Source organism: Leifsonella bigeumensis, from assembly GCF_039537265.1.
Taxonomy (GTDB): Bacteria; Actinomycetota; Actinomycetes; order Actinomycetales; family Microbacteriaceae; genus Terrimesophilobacter; species Terrimesophilobacter bigeumensis.
Window position 1 is genome coordinate 431,509 of sequence record NZ_BAABAE010000003.1, and the last position, 17,478, is coordinate 448,986.

The 17,478-nt window shown below is 69.0% G+C and carries 18 protein-coding genes and 1 tRNA gene; 15 read left to right on the top strand and 4 right to left on the bottom strand.

Annotation, left to right across the window (positions count from 1 at the left end; all coding sequences use genetic code 11):
- Positions 1-22 precede the first annotated feature (22 nt).
- Positions 23-568, bottom strand: coding sequence for a GNAT family N-acetyltransferase (locus ABD678_RS07095; protein ID WP_344755148.1), 546 nt, complete (start codon positions 566-568; stop codon positions 23-25).
- Complete coding sequence (locus ABD678_RS07100) at positions 565-1,134, bottom strand: class I SAM-dependent methyltransferase (protein WP_344755150.1); 570 nt, start codon at positions 1,132-1,134, stop codon at positions 565-567. Before ABD678_RS07100 ends, ABD678_RS07095 begins: the two co-directional genes overlap by 4 nt.
- Before the next feature lie 106 nt (positions 1,135-1,240).
- Between ABD678_RS07100 and ABD678_RS07105 the strand changes: the two genes are divergently transcribed.
- From ABD678_RS07105 to ABD678_RS07155, 11 genes are all read left to right on the top strand, one after another.
- Positions 1,241-1,909, top strand: a complete 669-nt coding sequence (locus ABD678_RS07105) for a nucleoside triphosphate pyrophosphohydrolase (RefSeq protein ID WP_344755152.1) — start codon at positions 1,241-1,243, stop codon at positions 1,907-1,909.
- Positions 1,910-2,065: 156 nt separating this feature from the next.
- Complete coding sequence (locus ABD678_RS07110; RefSeq protein ID WP_344755154.1) at positions 2,066-2,596, top strand: ferritin; 531 nt, start codon at positions 2,066-2,068, stop codon at positions 2,594-2,596.
- A 292-nt stretch (positions 2,597-2,888) separates the two neighbouring features.
- Positions 2,889-3,488, top strand: a complete 600-nt coding sequence (locus ABD678_RS07115) for a TetR/AcrR family transcriptional regulator (protein ID WP_134542291.1) — start codon at positions 2,889-2,891, stop codon at positions 3,486-3,488.
- Positions 3,489-3,523: 35 nt separating this feature from the next.
- A complete protein-coding gene (locus tag ABD678_RS07120; RefSeq protein ID WP_344755159.1) occupies positions 3,524-4,888 on the top strand; it encodes a histidine--tRNA ligase in 1,365 nt (454 codons plus the stop codon).
- 381 nt (positions 4,889-5,269) lie between these two features.
- Complete coding sequence (eno, locus tag ABD678_RS07125; RefSeq protein WP_344755161.1) at positions 5,270-6,550, top strand: phosphopyruvate hydratase; 1,281 nt, start codon at positions 5,270-5,272, stop codon at positions 6,548-6,550.
- Between the two features lie 179 nt (positions 6,551-6,729).
- Entirely contained in the window at positions 6,730-7,251 is a 522-nt protein-coding gene (locus ABD678_RS07130) for an FtsB family cell division protein (RefSeq protein WP_344755163.1), read from the top strand.
- Between the two features lie 13 nt (positions 7,252-7,264).
- Entirely contained in the window at positions 7,265-7,801 is a 537-nt protein-coding gene (locus ABD678_RS07135; protein ID WP_344755165.1) for a DUF501 domain-containing protein, read from the top strand.
- On the top strand, positions 7,798-9,069 hold the full coding sequence (locus tag ABD678_RS07140) for a S8 family serine peptidase (RefSeq protein WP_344755167.1): 1,272 nt from the start codon (positions 7,798-7,800) through the stop codon (positions 9,067-9,069). The genes ABD678_RS07135 and ABD678_RS07140 overlap by 4 nt, the downstream gene beginning before the upstream one ends.
- A gap of 12 nt (positions 9,070-9,081) precedes the next feature.
- Positions 9,082-10,404, top strand: coding sequence for an NAD(P)/FAD-dependent oxidoreductase (locus ABD678_RS07145; protein ID WP_344755169.1), 1,323 nt, complete (start codon positions 9,082-9,084; stop codon positions 10,402-10,404).
- Positions 10,405-10,437: 33 nt separating this feature from the next.
- Positions 10,438-10,511, top strand: a tRNA-Leu gene (locus tag ABD678_RS07150).
- 351 nt (positions 10,512-10,862) lie between these two features.
- Positions 10,863-11,624: a dienelactone hydrolase family protein gene (locus tag ABD678_RS07155; protein ID WP_344755171.1), complete on the top strand. Its 762-nt coding sequence runs from the start codon at positions 10,863-10,865 to the stop codon at positions 11,622-11,624.
- A 105-nt stretch (positions 11,625-11,729) separates the two neighbouring features.
- On the opposite strand, the gene ABD678_RS07160 is transcribed toward ABD678_RS07155, so the two are convergent.
- Positions 11,730-12,548, bottom strand: a complete 819-nt coding sequence (locus ABD678_RS07160) for an MBL fold metallo-hydrolase (protein ID WP_344755173.1) — start codon at positions 12,546-12,548, stop codon at positions 11,730-11,732.
- A 103-nt stretch (positions 12,549-12,651) separates the two neighbouring features.
- On the opposite strand from ABD678_RS07160, the gene ABD678_RS07165 reads away from it, so the two are divergent.
- Both ABD678_RS07165 and ABD678_RS07170 read left to right on the top strand, forming a co-directional pair.
- Positions 12,652-13,248, top strand: coding sequence for a TetR/AcrR family transcriptional regulator (locus tag ABD678_RS07165; protein WP_344755175.1), 597 nt, complete (start codon positions 12,652-12,654; stop codon positions 13,246-13,248).
- Positions 13,245-14,357: a glycosyltransferase gene (locus ABD678_RS07170; RefSeq protein ID WP_344755177.1), complete on the top strand. Its 1,113-nt coding sequence runs from the start codon at positions 13,245-13,247 to the stop codon at positions 14,355-14,357. Before ABD678_RS07165 ends, ABD678_RS07170 begins: the two co-directional genes overlap by 4 nt.
- Positions 14,358-14,388: 31 nt before the next feature.
- Here the strand turns inward: ABD678_RS07170 and ABD678_RS07175 are convergent, their stop codons facing one another.
- A complete protein-coding gene (locus ABD678_RS07175; protein ID WP_344755179.1) occupies positions 14,389-15,480 on the bottom strand; it encodes a hypothetical protein in 1,092 nt (363 codons plus the stop codon).
- A 107-nt stretch (positions 15,481-15,587) separates the two neighbouring features.
- On the opposite strand from ABD678_RS07175, the gene ABD678_RS07180 reads away from it, so the two are divergent.
- Positions 15,588-16,205, top strand: a complete 618-nt coding sequence (locus ABD678_RS07180) for a TetR/AcrR family transcriptional regulator (protein WP_344755181.1) — start codon at positions 15,588-15,590, stop codon at positions 16,203-16,205.
- Positions 16,202-17,476 carry an MFS transporter gene (locus ABD678_RS07185; protein ID WP_344755183.1) on the top strand — a complete coding sequence of 425 codons (1,275 nt, stop codon included), beginning with the start codon at positions 16,202-16,204 and terminating at the stop codon, positions 17,474-17,476. The genes ABD678_RS07180 and ABD678_RS07185 overlap by 4 nt, the downstream gene beginning before the upstream one ends.
- The last annotated feature ends 2 nt before the right edge of the window (positions 17,477-17,478 follow it).

The following is a 17,478-nucleotide window of genomic DNA, read 5'->3' on the forward strand; positions in this document are numbered from 1 at the left end:
CAATTCTGTCAGCTACGGCTGGTCAGCCCTCACGCGCATCGAAGGACGCTGCCGTGCCGATGCGCATCCGGGGCAGCTCGCGGCCGGCGATCGACCCGCTCGGCGCCGTGCCGATGATGCTCGCCCCGCAGTGCTCGTAGAACGGCACCGCGAAAGGATCGGCGTCGAGCACGAGCGATGTCAACCCCATCGCCGCCGCCCGCGCGAGGGCATGCCGCAACAGCCTGCCGCCCACGCCCTGCCCGATGAAGGCCGGGTCGACGAACAACGCCTCGAGGACTCCCTCGACTTCAGCGCCGGCCCCCGTTCCGGCATCGGATGCGCGCCCCAGTCCGGCTGCGCGCCCCGATCCGGATGCGTCACTCACGACGCGCGAGAACCCGGCGAACTCGCCCCCGTCCCCCTCCGCGACAGACACCTCCCCGGCGGCGCACTGCTTCGCGGTCACGGTCAGCTCGGCGCGGCACGCCTCGAGGAACTCGGCGTCATAGCCCCAGTGCGCCTTCGAGCGCAGGGCGAGCTCCGAGAGGCGGCCTGCGTCATCCGCCCGCGCCTGCCGGATCCTCACGCCTTCACCGCCCGGCCCGCCGCGAACGGGATCGTGAAGCCGAGCCCGGACGGCATCCGGTACTCGTGCAGTTCGTCGATCCGTAGCCCCGACCGGCGGATGCTCTCGACCGTCTCGCGAGCGAGGTGGCATCCGCGATCCAGCCGTCTCGTGAGCGGGGTGGCCAGGCGCTGCACACCGCGCAGCACCGTGCGCGGCGCGGCCGCCACATGTTCGACGAACACGAGCTCGCCGCCCGGGCGCAGCACCCGGATGATCTCCTCGAGCGCCTTCTGCTGGTCTCCGACCGAGCACAGCACGAGCGTGCTGAGCACTGCATCCACACTCGCGTCCGGCAGCGGGATGTCCTCGCAGGTGGCGACGAGCACCTCGCGACGACGACCCCACCGCGCGGCGTTCGCACGCAGCGCCTCGGTGTCGCGCGGGTTCGGCTCGAGTCCGATCCAGTCCACGTCCTCGGCGAGGAAGCCGAAGTTCGCCCCGTCGCCGGCACCGACCTCGAGGACCGTGCCGTGCAGGCCGCGGACGAGCGCGGCCTCGAGCTCGGTCGAGTTCTCGGATGCCATCACCTCATCCTTCCACGGTCCTCCAAGCGACCGCAGCGGCATCCGGAATCATACGAGTCGTACCACCTCCTGAACGACGAAAGCCGCACGGGTGGGAGGATAGGGCATGGCCGCTTCGCATCCGAAACTCGACGAACTCATCGCCGTGCTCGCCCAGCTGCGGGCGCCCGGGGGATGCGCCTGGGACGCCGACCAGACCCACGAGAGCCTCGTGCGCTACCTCGTCGAGGAGTGCTACGAACTCGTCGACGCGATCGAGACCGGCGACCGCGACGCGATGCTCGAGGAGCTCGGCGACGTGCTCTACCAGGTCGTCTTCCACGCCGACCTCGCCGCGCACACCCCCGGCGAGGACTTCACGATCGAGGATGTCGCCGCCCACATGACCGCGAAGATGGTCGGCCGGCATCCGCATGTCTTCGGCGATGCGGCCGCCCGCGAGGCCATGAACATCCAGTCGGCCGACGACGTCGTCGCCGTCTGGGACGAGCTCAAGGCCCACGACAAGCCCGACCGCTCGAGTGTGCTCGACGGCGTCCCGCAGGGCATGCCCGCGCTCGCGCTCGCCGACAAGCTCGCCGGCCGCGCCGAGAAAGTGGGGGTCGCGATCGCGGTTCCGGATGCCGTGGCCGAGTCCGCCACGGAGGCCGAGCTGGGTGCGCACCTGCTCGCCATCGCGTCGACCGCGCGAGCCGCGGGGCTCGACCCGGAGCGCGCGCTCCGCACCGCCCTTCGCACCCTGCAGGAGGAGATCCGGGCTGCGGAGGCCGACTGAATCGCGGGGTTCGATGCGCCTGCGGCGCGGGCTACTCAACCGGCGGTTACCCCGTCGGTCGAGTGCCGCCGAAGGCGGTGTATCGAGACCGCCGCCGTCGCGAAGGCAAGCCTTGCCTGTCTGGAAACTGTCGGCGGGGCCGCGTACCGTCGAGACATGACGAAGACAAGTTTCGACGCGTTGCTCACGACCCAGATCGGCAACGAATTCGCCGCGAGCCAGCAGTACGTCGCGATCGCCGTGTGGTTCGACAACCGCGACCTTCCGCAACTGGCCAAGCACTTCTACCGCCAGTCGCTCGAAGAGCGCAACCACGCCATGATGCTTGTCCAGTACCGACTCGACCGTGACCTCGGTATCACGATCCCCGGCGTCGACACGGTCGTCAACGACTTCAAGGACGAGCGCGCGCCGATCGCCCTCGCCCTCGAGCAGGAGAAGCGCGTCACGAAGCAGATCGAGGCCCTCTTCGCAGCCGCCCGCGCCGAGAATGACGCGCTCGGTGAGCAGTTCATGCTGTGGTTCCTCAAGGAACAGGTCGAGGAGGTCGCCTCGATGACGACGCTGCTCACGATCATGAACCGTGCCGAGAACCTGTTCGACGTGGAGAACTACCTCGTGCGGGAGGCCATCGGCGACGGCGGACTCGACGCGGATGCGCCACAGGCCGCCGGGGGCGCGCTCTAAGCAGCGGGCGCCGTTAACGGGGTGGTGCCCACACCAACCCGAATGGTGTGGGCACCGAGTCCGACTCGCGGCACAGCTCGCACGCAGGCAGCACGGTCGGACAATGTGGCCAGCAGCGCGCAATTGCACCGCTGGTCAGGGCAGAGAAGACCTGATCCAGAACCTTCTCGTGTGATTTCGTTGCGTATCGCCCGTCTTGATCCCCCCGGATCCTCGTCGACGGGGCAGCGTCGCAACATGGCAACTGTAATTCATAACACCCGTTTGTGCAAACATCCGTTATGTTAAATAAATGAGTCGTCGACCGGATCCGGGCCGCAAACCGGAATTGCTCGCGCAGATTCTCGAGTACCTCCTCGACAAGCCACTCGCGAGCCTCACGTTCCGAGCCGTCGCGACCGCGCTCGGCGTGAGCACCTACACGCTCGTCTACCAGTTCGGCACGCGCGCAGAGCTCGTGAGCGACATCGTGGGGGCGATCTCCGACCGCCAGTCCGACATCGAAGAGCGCCTCATCACGAGCCCCGGCACGCTCGACGCGTACTACGAGAACCTCGAGATCTCCTGGCGGTGGACGCTCGACCCGCGCAATCGCCAGCTGCAGCGACTCGAGTTCGAGGCATCCATGCTCGAGGCGCTCGATCCCGACCTCCACAACTTCAGTCGTGCGCTCTACGGCACCTGGCTGCGGGTCGGTCGCGATTCGCTCGAGTCGTTCGGCCTCTCGTCACACGATGCGGAGATCGAGGCGCGCATCATGGTGGACGCGTTCTACGGTCTGCAGTACGACCTCGTCGTCAACAATGACGCGGTCGCCGCGACGGCGGCGTTCGAGCGACTCGTCGAGCACCACCGCGAACGCGTCGAGGCGCTCGCGATTCAGCCCGCCTGAGGCGGCCCACCGGCCCGAGGTGCCAGAATCGAGGGATGGCGACCCAGGTGAACCCGCCCCGCGGCATGCGCGACTTCCTGCCCGAGGAGAAGGCGCGGCGCGAGCGCGTGCTCTCCGTCATTCGCGACACCTACCGCGCACACGGCTTCGATGAGATCGAGACACCGGTCGTCGAGGACAGCTCCCGCCTGCACGCCGGCCTCGGCGGCGACAACGAGAAGCTCGCGTTCGGCATCCTGAAGCGCGGTCTCACCGCTGAGGATCTCGCGGCGGCGACCGACCCGCTCGACCTCGCGGACCTCGGCCTGCGCTTCGACCTGACCGTGCCGCTCACGCGTTTCTATGCGACCCACCGGGCGGCGCTGCCGAGTGTGTTCCGCTCGATCCAGCTCGGATCGGTGTGGCGCGCCGAGCGCCCGCAGAAGGGTCGCTACCGGCAGTTCGTGCAGTGCGACATCGACGTCATCGGCGACGCCACGGGCCTGGCCGAGGCCGAACTCATCGTCGCTTCGCTCGCCACCTTCGACGCGCTCGGGCTCGACGGCGTGACAATGCGCGTCAACGACCGCCGCATCCTCACCGGCCTGCTCGTCCACCTCGGCTTCCCGTCCGACTCGCACGCCGGCGTGCTCGTGACCCTCGACAAGCTCGACAAGGTCGGCCCGGATGGCGTGGTCGCCGAACTCGAGGCGAACGGCGCCGCTCTGGATGCCGTGGCCGCGCTGCGCGGTTTCCTTACGCGTGCACAGACGGCCGAGTCGCACGGCTATGGCGAGCAGCAGATCCGTGCGGCGCTGCCCGAGGGATTCGACTCTCCGGCGGTCGCCGACCTCGTGGCGCTTGGCGAGAACGTCGCTTCGGCGCTCGGCGCCGGGTTGAGCGCGGGCGACTTGAGCGGCGCTGGCGCGGGCGGCGCAGACTCGGACGGCGTCGGTTCCGCGACCGGCCTCCCGCTCTCCTTCGACCCGTTCCTCGTGCGCGGCATGGGCTACTACACCGGCGCGATCTTCGAGGCGATGCACCCGTCGGCCGGATACTCGCTCGGCGGCGGCGGGCGCTACGACGGAATGATCGGGCGGTTCCTCGGCACCGATGTGCCCGCGACCGGATTCTCGATCGGTTTCGAGCGCATCGTCGACCTCGTTACGCTCCGTGGCGACGCGTCGGCGGATGCCGTGGTGCTGCTCCACGATTCCGACGCCGACCCCGCGCTGCTCGTCGCGCTCAAGGCCGAACTCATCGCGCAGGGCAAGCGCGTGCGGCTGGAGCGAGCACCGCGGAACGTCAAAAGTCTGCTCGACTCGCTCGCGGCATCCGGTTTCCGCCAGTTCGCCCACGTCGGCGACGCGGCGACCGCCTCCGACCTCACGTTCCGTGATCTCTCGACTTCTGCTGGTTGAGTAGCACGCCACGAAGTGGCACGCGTATCGAAACCACTGCCCGCAAGCGCCCACGAACTGCGGCAAGTTCGGGGTCGAGGCATCGTGCACCCCGAACTTTCCGCATCTCGCGCGGCCGCGGCCGACCTCGAGCCCGGGACCTCTCTGCTTCCGTTGGTTGAGTAGCCGCCCGAGGCGGCGTATCGAAACCGGGTAGCCCGAAGCATGGTTTCGATACGCGCTTCTCCGAACGTCGGGACGGCGCTCGGAGAAGCGGTACGCGAAGGCCAGAAATGGCCCTCGCTGCTCTGTGCCGCGCTCAACCAAGCGGGTAGGGGTGACCGGCAATTCGTGGCGAGTAGGCTTGCAGCCGACGAAAGAACACGACGAAGGAGAACCCCCGTGGCATTGATCGAGGCTGTTGGCGCGCGCGAGATTCTGGACTCCCGGGGCAACCCGACGGTCGAAGTCGAGGTGCTTCTGGATGACGACACCGTTTCGCGCGCGGCCGTACCGTCCGGTGCATCCACCGGTGCTTTCGAGGCCTACGAGCTGCGCGACGGCGACAAGAAGCGCTACGGCGGCAAGGGCGTGCTGAAGGCCGTCGACGCCGTCATCAACGTGCTCGGCCCTGCACTCGAAGGCTACGACGCCGCCGACCAGCGCCTCGTCGACGCCGCCATGATCGAGCTCGACGGTACCGACAACAAGAAGAAGCTCGGCGCCAACGCCATCCTCGGCGTCTCGCTCGCCGTCGCCAAGGCGGCGGCCGACTCGGCTGACCTGCCGCTCTTCCGCTACCTCGGCGGACCGAACGCCCACACCCTCCCGGTGCCGATGCTCAACGTCATCAACGGCGGGGCCCACGCCGACACGAACGTCGACATCCAGGAGTTCATGATCCTGCCCATCGGCGCATCCAGCTTCGCGGAGGGGCTGCGTTGGGGTGCCGAGACGTATCACGCGCTCAAGGGGCTCCTGCATTCCAAGAAGCTCAGCACCGGCCTCGGCGACGAGGGCGGATTCGCGCCCGACCTGAAGAGCAACCGCGCCGCGCTCGACCTGCTCGTCGAGGCGATCACCGCGGCCGGGTTCAAGCCCGGCAAGGACATCGCGCTCGGCCTCGACGTCGCCGCGACCGAGTTCTTCGCGGCCGGCAAGTACACCTTCGAGGGCAAGAAGGTCACCGCGAAGCACCTGCTCGACTACTACACCGAGCTCGTCGCGAACTACCCGCTCGTGACGATCGAGGACCCGCTCGCCGAGGACGACTGGAAGGGCTGGGTGGAGCTCACCGCAGAGCTCGGCTCGAAGGTGCAGATCGTCGGCGACGACCTCTTCGTCACCAACCCGAAGCGCCTCGCGACCGGCATCGAGAAGGGTGCAGCGAACTCGATCCTCGTGAAGGTCAACCAGATCGGCACACTCACCGAGACGCTGGATGCCGTGGCCCTCGCCCAGCGCAGCGGCTACACGGCGGTCATGTCGCACCGTTCCGGCGAGACCGAGGACACCACGATCGCCGATCTCGCCGTCGCCACCGACTGCGGCCAGATCAAGACGGGTGCTCCGGCGCGCAGCGAGCGGGTCGCCAAATACAACCAGCTGCTGCGCATCGAGGAGGAGCTCGCGGATGCCGCGGTCTACGCCGGGCGCAGCGCCTTCCCGCGGTTCAAGGGGTAGGTAGCGGGCGGCCTTCTCGGGGACCGGGCGGTCTTCTCGGGTGTCGGGCGGTCTTCTCAGGTCGAGCCTGTCGAGACCGGATTTCGGCAGGCTCAATCGGAGAGAGGGCGCGAGGTCGGATTTCGACAGGCTCGATCGGAGAGACGGAGAGCGACCCCGCCGCCGCTTAGGCTTGAGCCATGGCCCGGCAGCAGCGAACCCAGCGCGTTCCCGTGCGCCTGCCCGAGCAGAGCGCGCAGGCCGGCTGGCTGCGCAGCATCCGGTTGTCGGGGTTCACGATCGCGACCCTCACCGTGCTCGTACTCACCGTCGTCGTGCTCGCGCCCAGCTTGCGCATCTTCGTCGAACAGCAGCAGCAGATCGCCCAGCTGCGGGCCGAGGTCGAGGCGCAGAAGTCCGGCGTGAAGGATCTCCGCGACGAGCGCGCCCGCTGGGACGACCCGAGCTACATCGAGGCGCAGGCCCGCGAGCGGCTCAACTACGTCTACCCCGGCGAGTACAGCTATCTCGTGATCGACGACGGCCAGACCGTGTCCACAGGCGACGGGCAGCCGATCAGCGACCAGGTGCAGACCACCCAGGTCGACTGGGTGCGGATGCTGCTCTCCTCCGTGCTGACCGCCGGCCTCACCGACGACAAGCCGGGTGAGATCGTCGCCCCGGTGATCCAGGGACCTGACGAGGACGGGTCCGACGAGTGAAAGCATCGACCGGATGACGAGGCCTCCGTTCCCGCCGCCCAGCGCCGACGACATCCGCCTCGTCTCCCACCAGCTCGGGCGCCCCGCGCGCGGCGTCATCGGGATCGCCGCCCGCTGCGTGTGCGGCGCACCGACCGTCGTCGCGACCGCACCGCGGCTGGACGACGGCACGCCGTTCCCGACCCTCTACTACCTGAGCCACCCTGCTGCGACCGCCGCGGTGTCGACGCTCGAGGCGACCGGGGTCATGTCCGAGTTCGTGACCGAGCTCGAGCAGGATGCCGCCCTGCGCGAGGGCTACGCGCGCGCCCACGAGGCCTACCTCGCCGATCGCACCGGTATCGAGGATGTCGAAGAGATTCGCGGCATCTCCGCGGGCGGCATGCCGGCCCGCGTCAAATGCCTGCATGCGCTCGCCGCCCATGCGCTCGCCGCGGGTCCCGGCCTCAATCCGATCGGCGACCTCGCCCTCGCCCGTTCGTCATGGTCGCCGAGGGTCTGCCAGTGCGCGGACTACGACGCGGCCGACCCGCAAGGAGGGGAAGCGTGAGGCGCGGGCTGGGGTGGCGCAGCCGTGTGAGGGGCGCCGTCGCAACCCTCGCCGCCCTCGGGATCGCCGCCTCCGTCGCCTTCGTCGGCTCGCCCGCCTCGGCCGACGCGATCCGCGACAGGGAGTACTGGCTCAGCCAGTACGGCATCACGGCCGCCTGGAACACCACGAAGGGCGCCGGCGTCACGATCGCGATCATCGACACCGGCGTCGACGGCGCCCACATCGACCTCCAGGGCGCGGTCGTCGGCGGCACGGATGTCTCCGGCATCGGCGACTCGGACGGCCAGAAACCCATCGGCACCAGCTCGGAGCATGGCACCATGGTCGGCTCGCTCGCCGCCGGGCGCGGGCACGGTGGCGATTCAGGTGTCATCGGCTCCGCCCCGGCCGCCTCGCTCCTCTCCATCTCGATCGGCTTCGGAGCGGGCACGCGCAGTTCCGACGATCAGATCGCGGATGCCGTGCGCTGGGCCGTCGACAACGGCGCCGACGTCATCAACATGTCGCTCACCCGCAACAGCCTCGAGTGGCCGAGGAGCTGGGATGACGCCTTCCTCTACGCCTTCGAGAACGACGTCGTCGTGGTCGCGGCCGCCGGCAACCGGGGCAGCGGGACGACCGAGGTCGGGGCACCCGCCACGATTCCCGGCGTGCTCGTCGTCGGCGGTGTCGATCGCAACGGCAAGGCCAGCTTCGACGCCTCATCCCAGGGCATCACGATCGCCGTCTCGGCCCCCAGCGAAGACCTCGTCGGCGCGGCCCCCGGCGGCGGCTACTACGCGTGGGCCGGGACGAGCGGGGCGACCCCGATCGTGGCCGGCATCGTCGCGCTCGTGCGGGCCGCGCATCCGGACCTCGACGCCGCCAACGTCATCAACCGCATCACCGCGACCGCCAAGTCGCCTGGTGTCGAGGTGCCGAGCCCCATCTACGGCTACGGACTCGTGGATGCCGCGGCCGCGGTGACCGCGAATGTCCCCTCCGTCTCGACGAGCCCCGCGCAGGAGCTCAAGGACTGGATCCACCTGCACCGTCGCGCCGAGGCGAGCCCCGAGCCGACCCCGATCGGCACGCCCTCGTCGACCCCGTCGCCGACGCCGGTGCCCCAGGCCGGCCCGCAGAGCCCGCTCGGAACCCTCCTGCCGACGGTAGCCCAGCTGCGGGATGTGGGCATCCCGTTGCTCGTGTACGCGGTGTTCCTGACCCTTCTCATCGCCTGGCTCGTGCAGGTCGTCCGGCGTGTCAGGAGGTCTCGGCGCTCGTAGTAGATTGGTCTGGTGCCAAAAATCCTGATTGTCGGCGGCGGGTACGCCGGTTTCTACACTGCACTCAAGCTCGAGAAGTGGTTGCGTACCGGCGAGGCCGAGGTCACCATCGTCGACCCCCTCCCGTACATGACGTACCAGCCGTTCCTCCCTGAGGTCGCCGCGGGCTCCATCGAGCCACGGCACGCGGTCGTCAGCCACCGTCGTCACCTGCGCAACACCGAGATCCTCACGGCACGCGTGACCAAGATCGACCACGCGAACAAGACCGCGACCATCACCCCGGTCGTCGGCGACGAGTGGGAGTTCGAGTACGACATCGTCGTGGTGACCGCCGGATCGGTCTCCCGCACCTTCCCGATCCCGGGTGTCGCCGACCTCGCGATCGGCATGAAGAACATCGAAGAGGCCATGGCGGTGCGCGATCGCGTGCTCACCAACTTCGACAAGGCGGCCGACCTGCCGTCCGGCCCCGAGCGCGACCGGCTGCTCACCTTCACCGTCGTCGGCGGCGGTTTCGCGGGCATCGAGATCTTCGGCGAGCTGCGCAGCCTGGCGAGCGAGCTCATCCGGTACTACCCGACCATCTCCTTCGAGGACACCCGGTTCCACCTCATCGAGGCCATGGACCGCATCATGCCCGAGGTATCGCTCAAGACCAGCCACTGGGTGCTCAGGAACCTCGCCGAGCGCGGGGCCGAAGTGCACCTCGAGACTCAGCTCACCTCCGCCGTCGGCGGCAAGGTGGAGATGTCGGATGGCGGGTCGTTCGAGTCGGACCTCATCATCTGGACCGCGGGCGTCATGGCGAACCCGGTGCTGCGCGACACCGACCTTCCGCTCGAGGAGCGCGGGCGCCTGCGCGTCGGTGCGGACCTTCGGGTGCTGAACGACGACGGCGTGGTCCCGGATGCCTGGGGTGCGGGCGACGTCTCGGCCGTCCCCGACCTCTCCGGCGGCGGTGTCGGCGGGTACTGCGTGCCCAACGCCCAGCACGCGGTGCGCCAGGGCAAGCTCATGGCGAAGAACGTGGTCGGGGTGCTGCGCGGGGATGCGCCGGCCGAGTACTTCCACAAGAACCAGGGTGCGGTCGCCGGCATCGGCCTGTACCACGGCGTCTACCAGTCACGCGGACGGCTGGCGATCAAGGGCCTCGTCGCGTGGTTCATGCACCGGGGATACCACGGGCTGGCGGTTCCGATGTGGGAGCGCAAGATCCGCGTCTTCGGCAACTGGATCTTCAACTTCCTGTTACACCGCGACATCGTCTCGCTCGAGGCGCGCATCGCCCCGCGTGCGTCGTTCGAGGAGTTCGCCGCTCGGCCCAAGGGCTAGAGGTATCCGGCCTCTAAACTGGGCGGACGCATCGCCCCCGTAGCCCAATTGGCAGAGGCAGACGACTTAAAATCGTCACAGTAAGGGTTCGAGTCCCTTCGGGGGCACGCTGTGGCGTGCTCCCTTCGGGACTCGCCTTCTTCTTGATTTCGCTCGCGCGAAATCGGTTCGACTCCCTCCGGGGGCACGCTGTGGCGCGCGCCCTCCGGAGCTCGCCCTTTACCTGAATCTGCTGACGCAGATTCGGGTTCGACTCGCCCTGCGAGCCCGGCTTGCGGCCACTACCCGGTCGAGTCAGCGGAAGCGATGCTAGGCTCGCGCTGTTCGTGACGCGACTATGCAGGAGGTGAGACCCATGAGCGACGTATCCCTGTGGGTACTCCCTTTCGAGTTCACGATCGCGCGACCGAGGTAACTGTCGCAGGGAGTGCCTCTCACGACATCCGAAAGGCACTTCGATGCGCACATCATTCTTCACTTCTGAGACCATCGCAGATGGCGTGGTCGAACGCGACTTCCAGGTCGGCGACGCCCCCGGCGTGCTGTGGTCTCCCGCCTCCGTTTCACCGGGAACACCGCTCGTGCTCATGGGCCACGGCGGCGGCCTGAACAAGCGCTCGCCAGGACTCGTCGGTCGGGCCCGCGACGCAGTGCTCCGGGACGGGTTCATCGTCGCGGCCATCGATGCGCCGGGGCACGGAGATCGACCTCGATCCGCCGAGGACCAGCACTGGGTCGACACCATGCTGGCCGAGCGGGCAGCAGGCCGCTCGATGGCGGCGACGATCGCCGCGTACAACGGATCGCTCGCCGAGCGGGCGGTTCCCGAATGGCGGGCGACGATCGACGCACTCCAGGAACTGCCTGAGATCGGCGCCGAGGTACCGATCGGCTTCTCGGGCATGACGCTCGCGAGTGCGATCGGGATCCCATTGGCCGCGGTCGACGACCGGATCACTGCGGCGATCTTCGGGGGAGTGTTCGTCTACGAGGCGATCACCCGGGCCGCCAGGCAGGTGACGATCCCGATCGAGTTCCTGCTTCCCTGGAATGACGACGAGATCGATCGCGAGTCGGGCATGGCGCTGTTCGATGCATTCGCATCGCAGGACAAGACCCTGCATGCTTTCCCCGGCAGCCACTTCCGGGTCCCGATCGAGCGTATCGACACCCGATTCTTCGCCCGGCAGCTGAGGCGCGAGGGTTCGATAGCCGCTTGATCGGCGAGCCGCCTCCGGCAGCGGAACCCGCACAGCGGGGCTCCGCATCCGCCATCCAGAGGCACAGTCGAGCGCGGGCGTGCCGGTCGCTCTCGAGGAGGTGGATCAGGTCTGGTCGTCGTGGTCTCCGCGCACCCAGGCGATGTGCCGCTCGGCCGAGCGACGGATCGAGTCGTGCCCGCCACTCTCGATCCGGTTGTCGAAGTTGCCGATGACGGCATCGAACCGGAGCCGGCCCAGATCATCCGCGATGCGCTGTACGACTGCGGCTGAGAGCGGGATCTTGTTCGGGTAGCTGCGCAGGAACCCGACCGACCATCCGTCCGGGTTCGGGAAGACGGTGTCGCCGGTCAGCAGGGTTCCGCGCCCGCCGGCCCCCGCAGGCCAGAGCGCGACGGCGCTGCCCGCGAAGTGGCCACCGATCTGGTGCAGCGTGACAGAGCCCAGCTGCTCCTTGCCGCTCCAGAAGCGGATCGACGCATCCGGTCGACCGAGCCACTGCGCATCGGCCTCATTGACGAGCACTGGCGCATCGAGGGCATGCCCCCATTCCACCTGCACCCCGAACATGTGCGGGTGGCTCGTCGCGACGCCGAGCACCGGGCCGAGCCCGCGGATGCGCGCGACGGTCTCGTCGTCGATGTAACCCGGCGGGTCCCAGAGCACGAAGCCGTCGCCCGCGTCGACGACCTGCATGCTGTGTCCGATGCCGACCGTCGGCTCGGTCGAGACGACGTGACGCCCAGGCTCACCGTCGCGCCAGGTGAGGCGCTGGTCGGCGGCCGCGAGTTCGTCGAGCGTGGTCCAGGCCTGACCGGTCGCCGGCACCCACTGGCGGTCGTCGGCGCAGATGGTGCAGACCTCGGGCAACAGATGCGCGTACTCGACGCCGCAGGTTGCGCACAGTGAGAACGACTGGGACATGGTGGGCTCCTCTCCGCCACTCACACGCTAGTCTCGTCCGTCTCGAACAATTTTGTGTCACTAGCTATTGACATCAAATATCGACCACCGCTAGCGTTTCGGCATGTCGTCGAGAGACTACGAGATGCGCGCCCGCGCCGAGTCGGTGACCGCCACGCGTTGGCGCATCCTCCGCTCCGTGCTCGACCTCGCGACCGAGCGCCTCACCGTCGAGGTCACCCTCGATGATGTCGCCGCGCGAGCCGGGGTGAGCGTGCGCACCGTGCTGCGACACTTCGGCGACCGCGAGAGACTCCTCGATGCTGCCTTCGAAGCCGCCGCGGCCGACATCATCGCCGAACGGCTGGCACCCGCCGATGACCCGACGAGGGCCATCGCGGTGCTCGTCGACCACTACGAGCGGCGGGGCGACCTTGTCCTCCGCCTGCTCGCGCAGGAGGAGAATCCGCGGATCGGCCCCGCCATGGCGACAGGGCGCCTGGTGCACCGCGAGTGGGTGGTCAACGTGTTCGGGACAGCACTGCCCGGGGGGATGCAGGAGCAGGAGGCCGTGATCGACCTGCTCGTCGTCGCGACCGACGTGTACGCCTGGAAGCTTCTGCGCCGCGACCGCGGCCTGGGGCGCGTCGTCGTCGAGGCGCGAATCCTGGCGCTCACCGCCGCGGTGCTCGCCGATGCTCGAGAAGGGAAGTCAGAATGACCCGCACGCTCATCGTCACCTTCAACGGCGGTGGGAACCTGCCGCCCGCGCTCGGAATCGCGGCCGAGGTCGCCCGCCGCGGGGGAGACGTGCGCTTCCTCGGCCACTCGCAGCAGCGGGCCGGAATCGAAGGCGCCGGGTTCCGATTCGAGCAATTCCGCCGCGGCCGGGACTACGACGCGACGCTCCCGCGACGCACCCTCGACGGCCTGCTCGACTTCACCGCGATGGTGAGCGATCGCGGAGTCTCCGCAGACGTGCTCGAGGCGGCCGCAGCCGAGCCGACCGACGCCGTCGTGATCGACTGCCTGCTCTACCGTGCGCTCGCGGATGCCGTCGCGGCCGGTCTGCCCGTCGTCGAGCTCATGCACACCCTCTACCGCTTCAACGTCACGAACGCTCGGGGACCTGTCGGGATGATCACCCGCCTGCGCGGGGTCGACCCGGTCGCGGCCATCGCCGCCCCGGAGCTTACGCTCGTCGCGACCCGCCGCGAGTTCGACGGCGGCGATCCGCCGCCCGCGGTCCGCCATGTCGGCCTCGTGTGGCAGGGGACGCCCGTCGCGGCCCGCCCCCGATCGACCCCGCGCGTTCTCGTGAGCTTCAGCACGACGAGCTTCCCCGGCCAGCTCGAGGCTCTCCAGAACACGGTCGACGGGCTCGCCGGCCTGGATGTCGAGGTCGTCGTCACGACGGGACCGTCGATCGACCCGACAGAGGTGCGCCCTGCGGCCAACAGCACGATCCACCGCTACCTCGATCACGGAAAGCTTCTCGCCGAGACCTCTCTCGTGATCGGACACGGCGGACACAGCACCGTCGCCCGCGCCCTCTCCTATGGCATCCCCATGCTCCTGCTGCCCATGCATCCGATGCTCGACCAGCCCGCGGTGGCCCAGGCGGTCGCCGACCAGGGGGCGGGCCTCGTGCTCTCGCGGAGGGCGTCCCCCGAGCGCATCCGGGAGTCCGCGGAGACTCTGTTGGCTGACGGGCCCCACCGCGATGCCGCGACTCGCCTCGGCGCATCCATCCGCGAACGCGACGGGGCTGCGGCCGCGGTCGACCTCGTCGAGGAGTTCGTGCGCACCAGGCTCGCCTCGGCCGGGTGACCACGGCGCCCGGCGCGGGCCGACGGAGGGCTCAGTCCGCGTAGCCGAGCGCGTCGAGGGCTTTCTGCGCGAGAGTCGCCAACGCGTCGATGCCGGCCGCCGAGTTGCCGGTGACGCTGATCCAGACACCGTCGGCGAGAACGTCGACGTGACAGAAGTCCTGGTCGCCGGCGCATCCGGCGAACGCGGCCTCGCCGAGGCCGTCGCGGGCGGTCACCGGCCTCGAGTCGGGGCGCGGCTTGGCCCATTCCGCCTCCCAGGCCCAACCGGCGCCCGGCAGAACGGTCACCCCGAGGGGCATCGCCTGGGCGGAGGAGTACGCGTTGCTCCAGGAGCAGTCGAGTGCTTCGGCCAGCCCTGCGTTGTAGAGGAGCGGCATGAGCAGGCTCGCCTCGCGGGCGGCCATGCCCTCCGTGGCGACGATGGCGCCGACCTCCTCCGCGGTCGCGAGCAGGTCGCAGTCGACCGGCACGCTGAGACCGGATGCCGGGGACCGCCAGGCGCTGTCGGCGACGCTGGCAGCACCCACCGCATCCGTCACCGCCTCGACGATCGCCATGGCCGTGTCGGGATTGAGTGCGTTGTCGAGGTCGACGCGCAGCCACGTGCTGCCGACGAGTATCCCGAACTGGCAGTACCGATAGTCGGAGGATGTCTGGCAGTTGCCGTACGCGTCGTCGCCGAGGCCCGGCGCCGCGGGCAGGTAGGTGAACTCGTCGTGCCAGGACTTCCACGCCTCCGCCGCGTCGGGCAGCGCCGTGACCTCGAGGTTCGCCGCGAATTCGCCCTGCTGGTCGGCCGCGTCGCTCCAGTGGCAGCGAAGCGCGCCGGCCTGGGCCAACCCGACCTGGGAGAGCGGCCATGTGCCGCCCGGCTCTACCGGGAAGGCATCCGGTTCGACGGCGTCGCCGAGGGCGACCCGGATGTCCTCGAGCGGGACGAGGTCGGCGCACGCGATCGAGAGCAACGGTGTGGGCAATGCGGCGTCGGAGTCACCGGGGTTGCCAGGACCACCCGGGCCACCGGCATCCGGACCCGGCGAGCATGCCGCAAGCCCCACGACCACTGCACCGACGACCGCGCTGACGACGAACAACTGACTGAGGCCGCGTGGAGTGCTCATACCGTTACAACGTACCGGGTGCCACGCAGGGTTGACAGGGGCAGTGGAGTCGGCCACTATTCTGCATAGTCGAGCGTCTTGGACGCTTGACCCACTGGGGAGGATGCGTGGCCAGACTGTCGTCGGCGCAGCGTCGCGTCGAGCTCGTTCAGGCCGCACTGCGCGTCATCGAGCGCGATGGCGTGCACGGTGCGACGACGCGTGCAATCGTGGCCGAAGCCGACATGCCGCTCGCGAGCTTCCACTACGCCTTCCGCTCGCGTGACGAGATGATCCGGGAACTCATCGCGTTCGTCGTCGAGCAGGAGGGCCTCGCAGCCGAGGGCTCGCTGCGGCCGGGCACCGACATCCGCGGGACCGTGCGTGCCGGCCTCCAGGGCTACTTCGACCTCGTCGTCGCCGACCCGAACCGCGAGCAGGCGATGTTCGAGCTGTTCCACTACGCCCTGCGCACCGAGGAGCTGCGCGACCTTCCGAGGCTGCAGTACGAGCGTTACCACCGCACCGCGGCCGCGGTGCTCGAGGCCGGAGCCGCACAGACCGGAATCGCGTGGAGCATCCCCGTCGCCGACCTCGCCCGCCTGCTGGTGACGCTCACCGACGGGCTCACCCTCGCCTGGCTCGCCGACCGCGACGACGCCGCCGCCGCCCGGACCATGGACTTCGCCGCCGACACCATTTCCGCCTTCGCCCAACCACCAACACCCAAGGAGCACACGCAATGACGCAGAACACGACAGCCGCTCCAGCGGCGCTCTCCGAACCCACGCGGCTCGTCTCCGCGAGCTGGATCGCGCTGTTCGCGACCGCCTGGTTCGGCATCTGGATGGCGCAGCTCACGCCGGTGCAGCTCCTCCTCCCACAGCAGGTCGAGGCGCACGTCATCTCCGACAACTGGGTTGACAAGGTGGTCGCGTTCGGCATCATCTCCGGTATCGCCGGCGCCTGCGCCCTCGTCGCCTACCCGCTGACCGGCGCGCTCTCCGACCGCACGACGAGCCGGTTCGGCCGTCGCCGGCCCTGGATCCTCGGCGGCGCGCTCCTCTTCGCCGTCTCGCTCGTCGTGCTCGGCCTCCAGGACACCATGGTCGGCATCGGCATCCTCTGGTCGTGCGCGATCATCGGTTTCTGCATGCTCACCTCGGCGCTCACCGCGACGATCTCCGACCAGGTGCCGATCCACCAGCGCGGTTTCGTCTCCGGTTGGCTCTCCGCCCCGCAGGCGGTCGGCACGATCGCCGGGCTCCTCCTGGTCATCACCCTCGCACTCAGCCAGTTCTTCGGCTACACGCTCATGGCCGTGCTGCTCGTCCTCTTCGTGCTGCCGTTCGTGCTGCGCATCCCGGATGCCGTGCTCCCCACAGAGGAACGCCCGCCGTTCACGATGCGCGCCCTCATCGCCGGTTTCTGGATCAGCCCCCGCCAGTTCCCCGACTTCGGCTGGACGCTGCTGAGCCGCATCCTGGTCAACTTCGGCAACGCGTTCGGCACCGGCCTGCTGCTGTACTTCCTGCAGGACGGACTTGGCTTCGCCGCCGGCGACCCCGCCGAAGACGCCCTCCTCACCCTGACCCTCATCTACATGGTCTTCGTGATCGTCGCCTCGCTCGGACTCGGCCGGCTCTCCGACCGGCTCGGGCGTCGCAAGATCTTCGTCTTCGCCGCCTCTGCGCTGCAAGCGGTCGCCGCGCTCATGCTCGCCTTCGTCCCGACCTTCGAGGTGGCCATGGTCGCGGCAGGATTCCTCGGCCTCGGCTACGGATGCTTCCTCTCCGTCGACCAGGCGCTCGCCACCCAGGTGCTGCCCTACGCGGCCGCCCGCGGCAAGGATCTCGGCATCATGAACATCGCGACGACGGTCCCGCAAGCGCTCGCGCCTCTGCTCGGCGCATTCATCGTCGCGGCGCTCGTCGGCTTCCAGGGGCTGTTCCTCATCGCCGCGATCTCCGCGCTCGTCGGCGGGCTTGCGGTCATCCCGGTGAGAACGGTGCGCTAGGC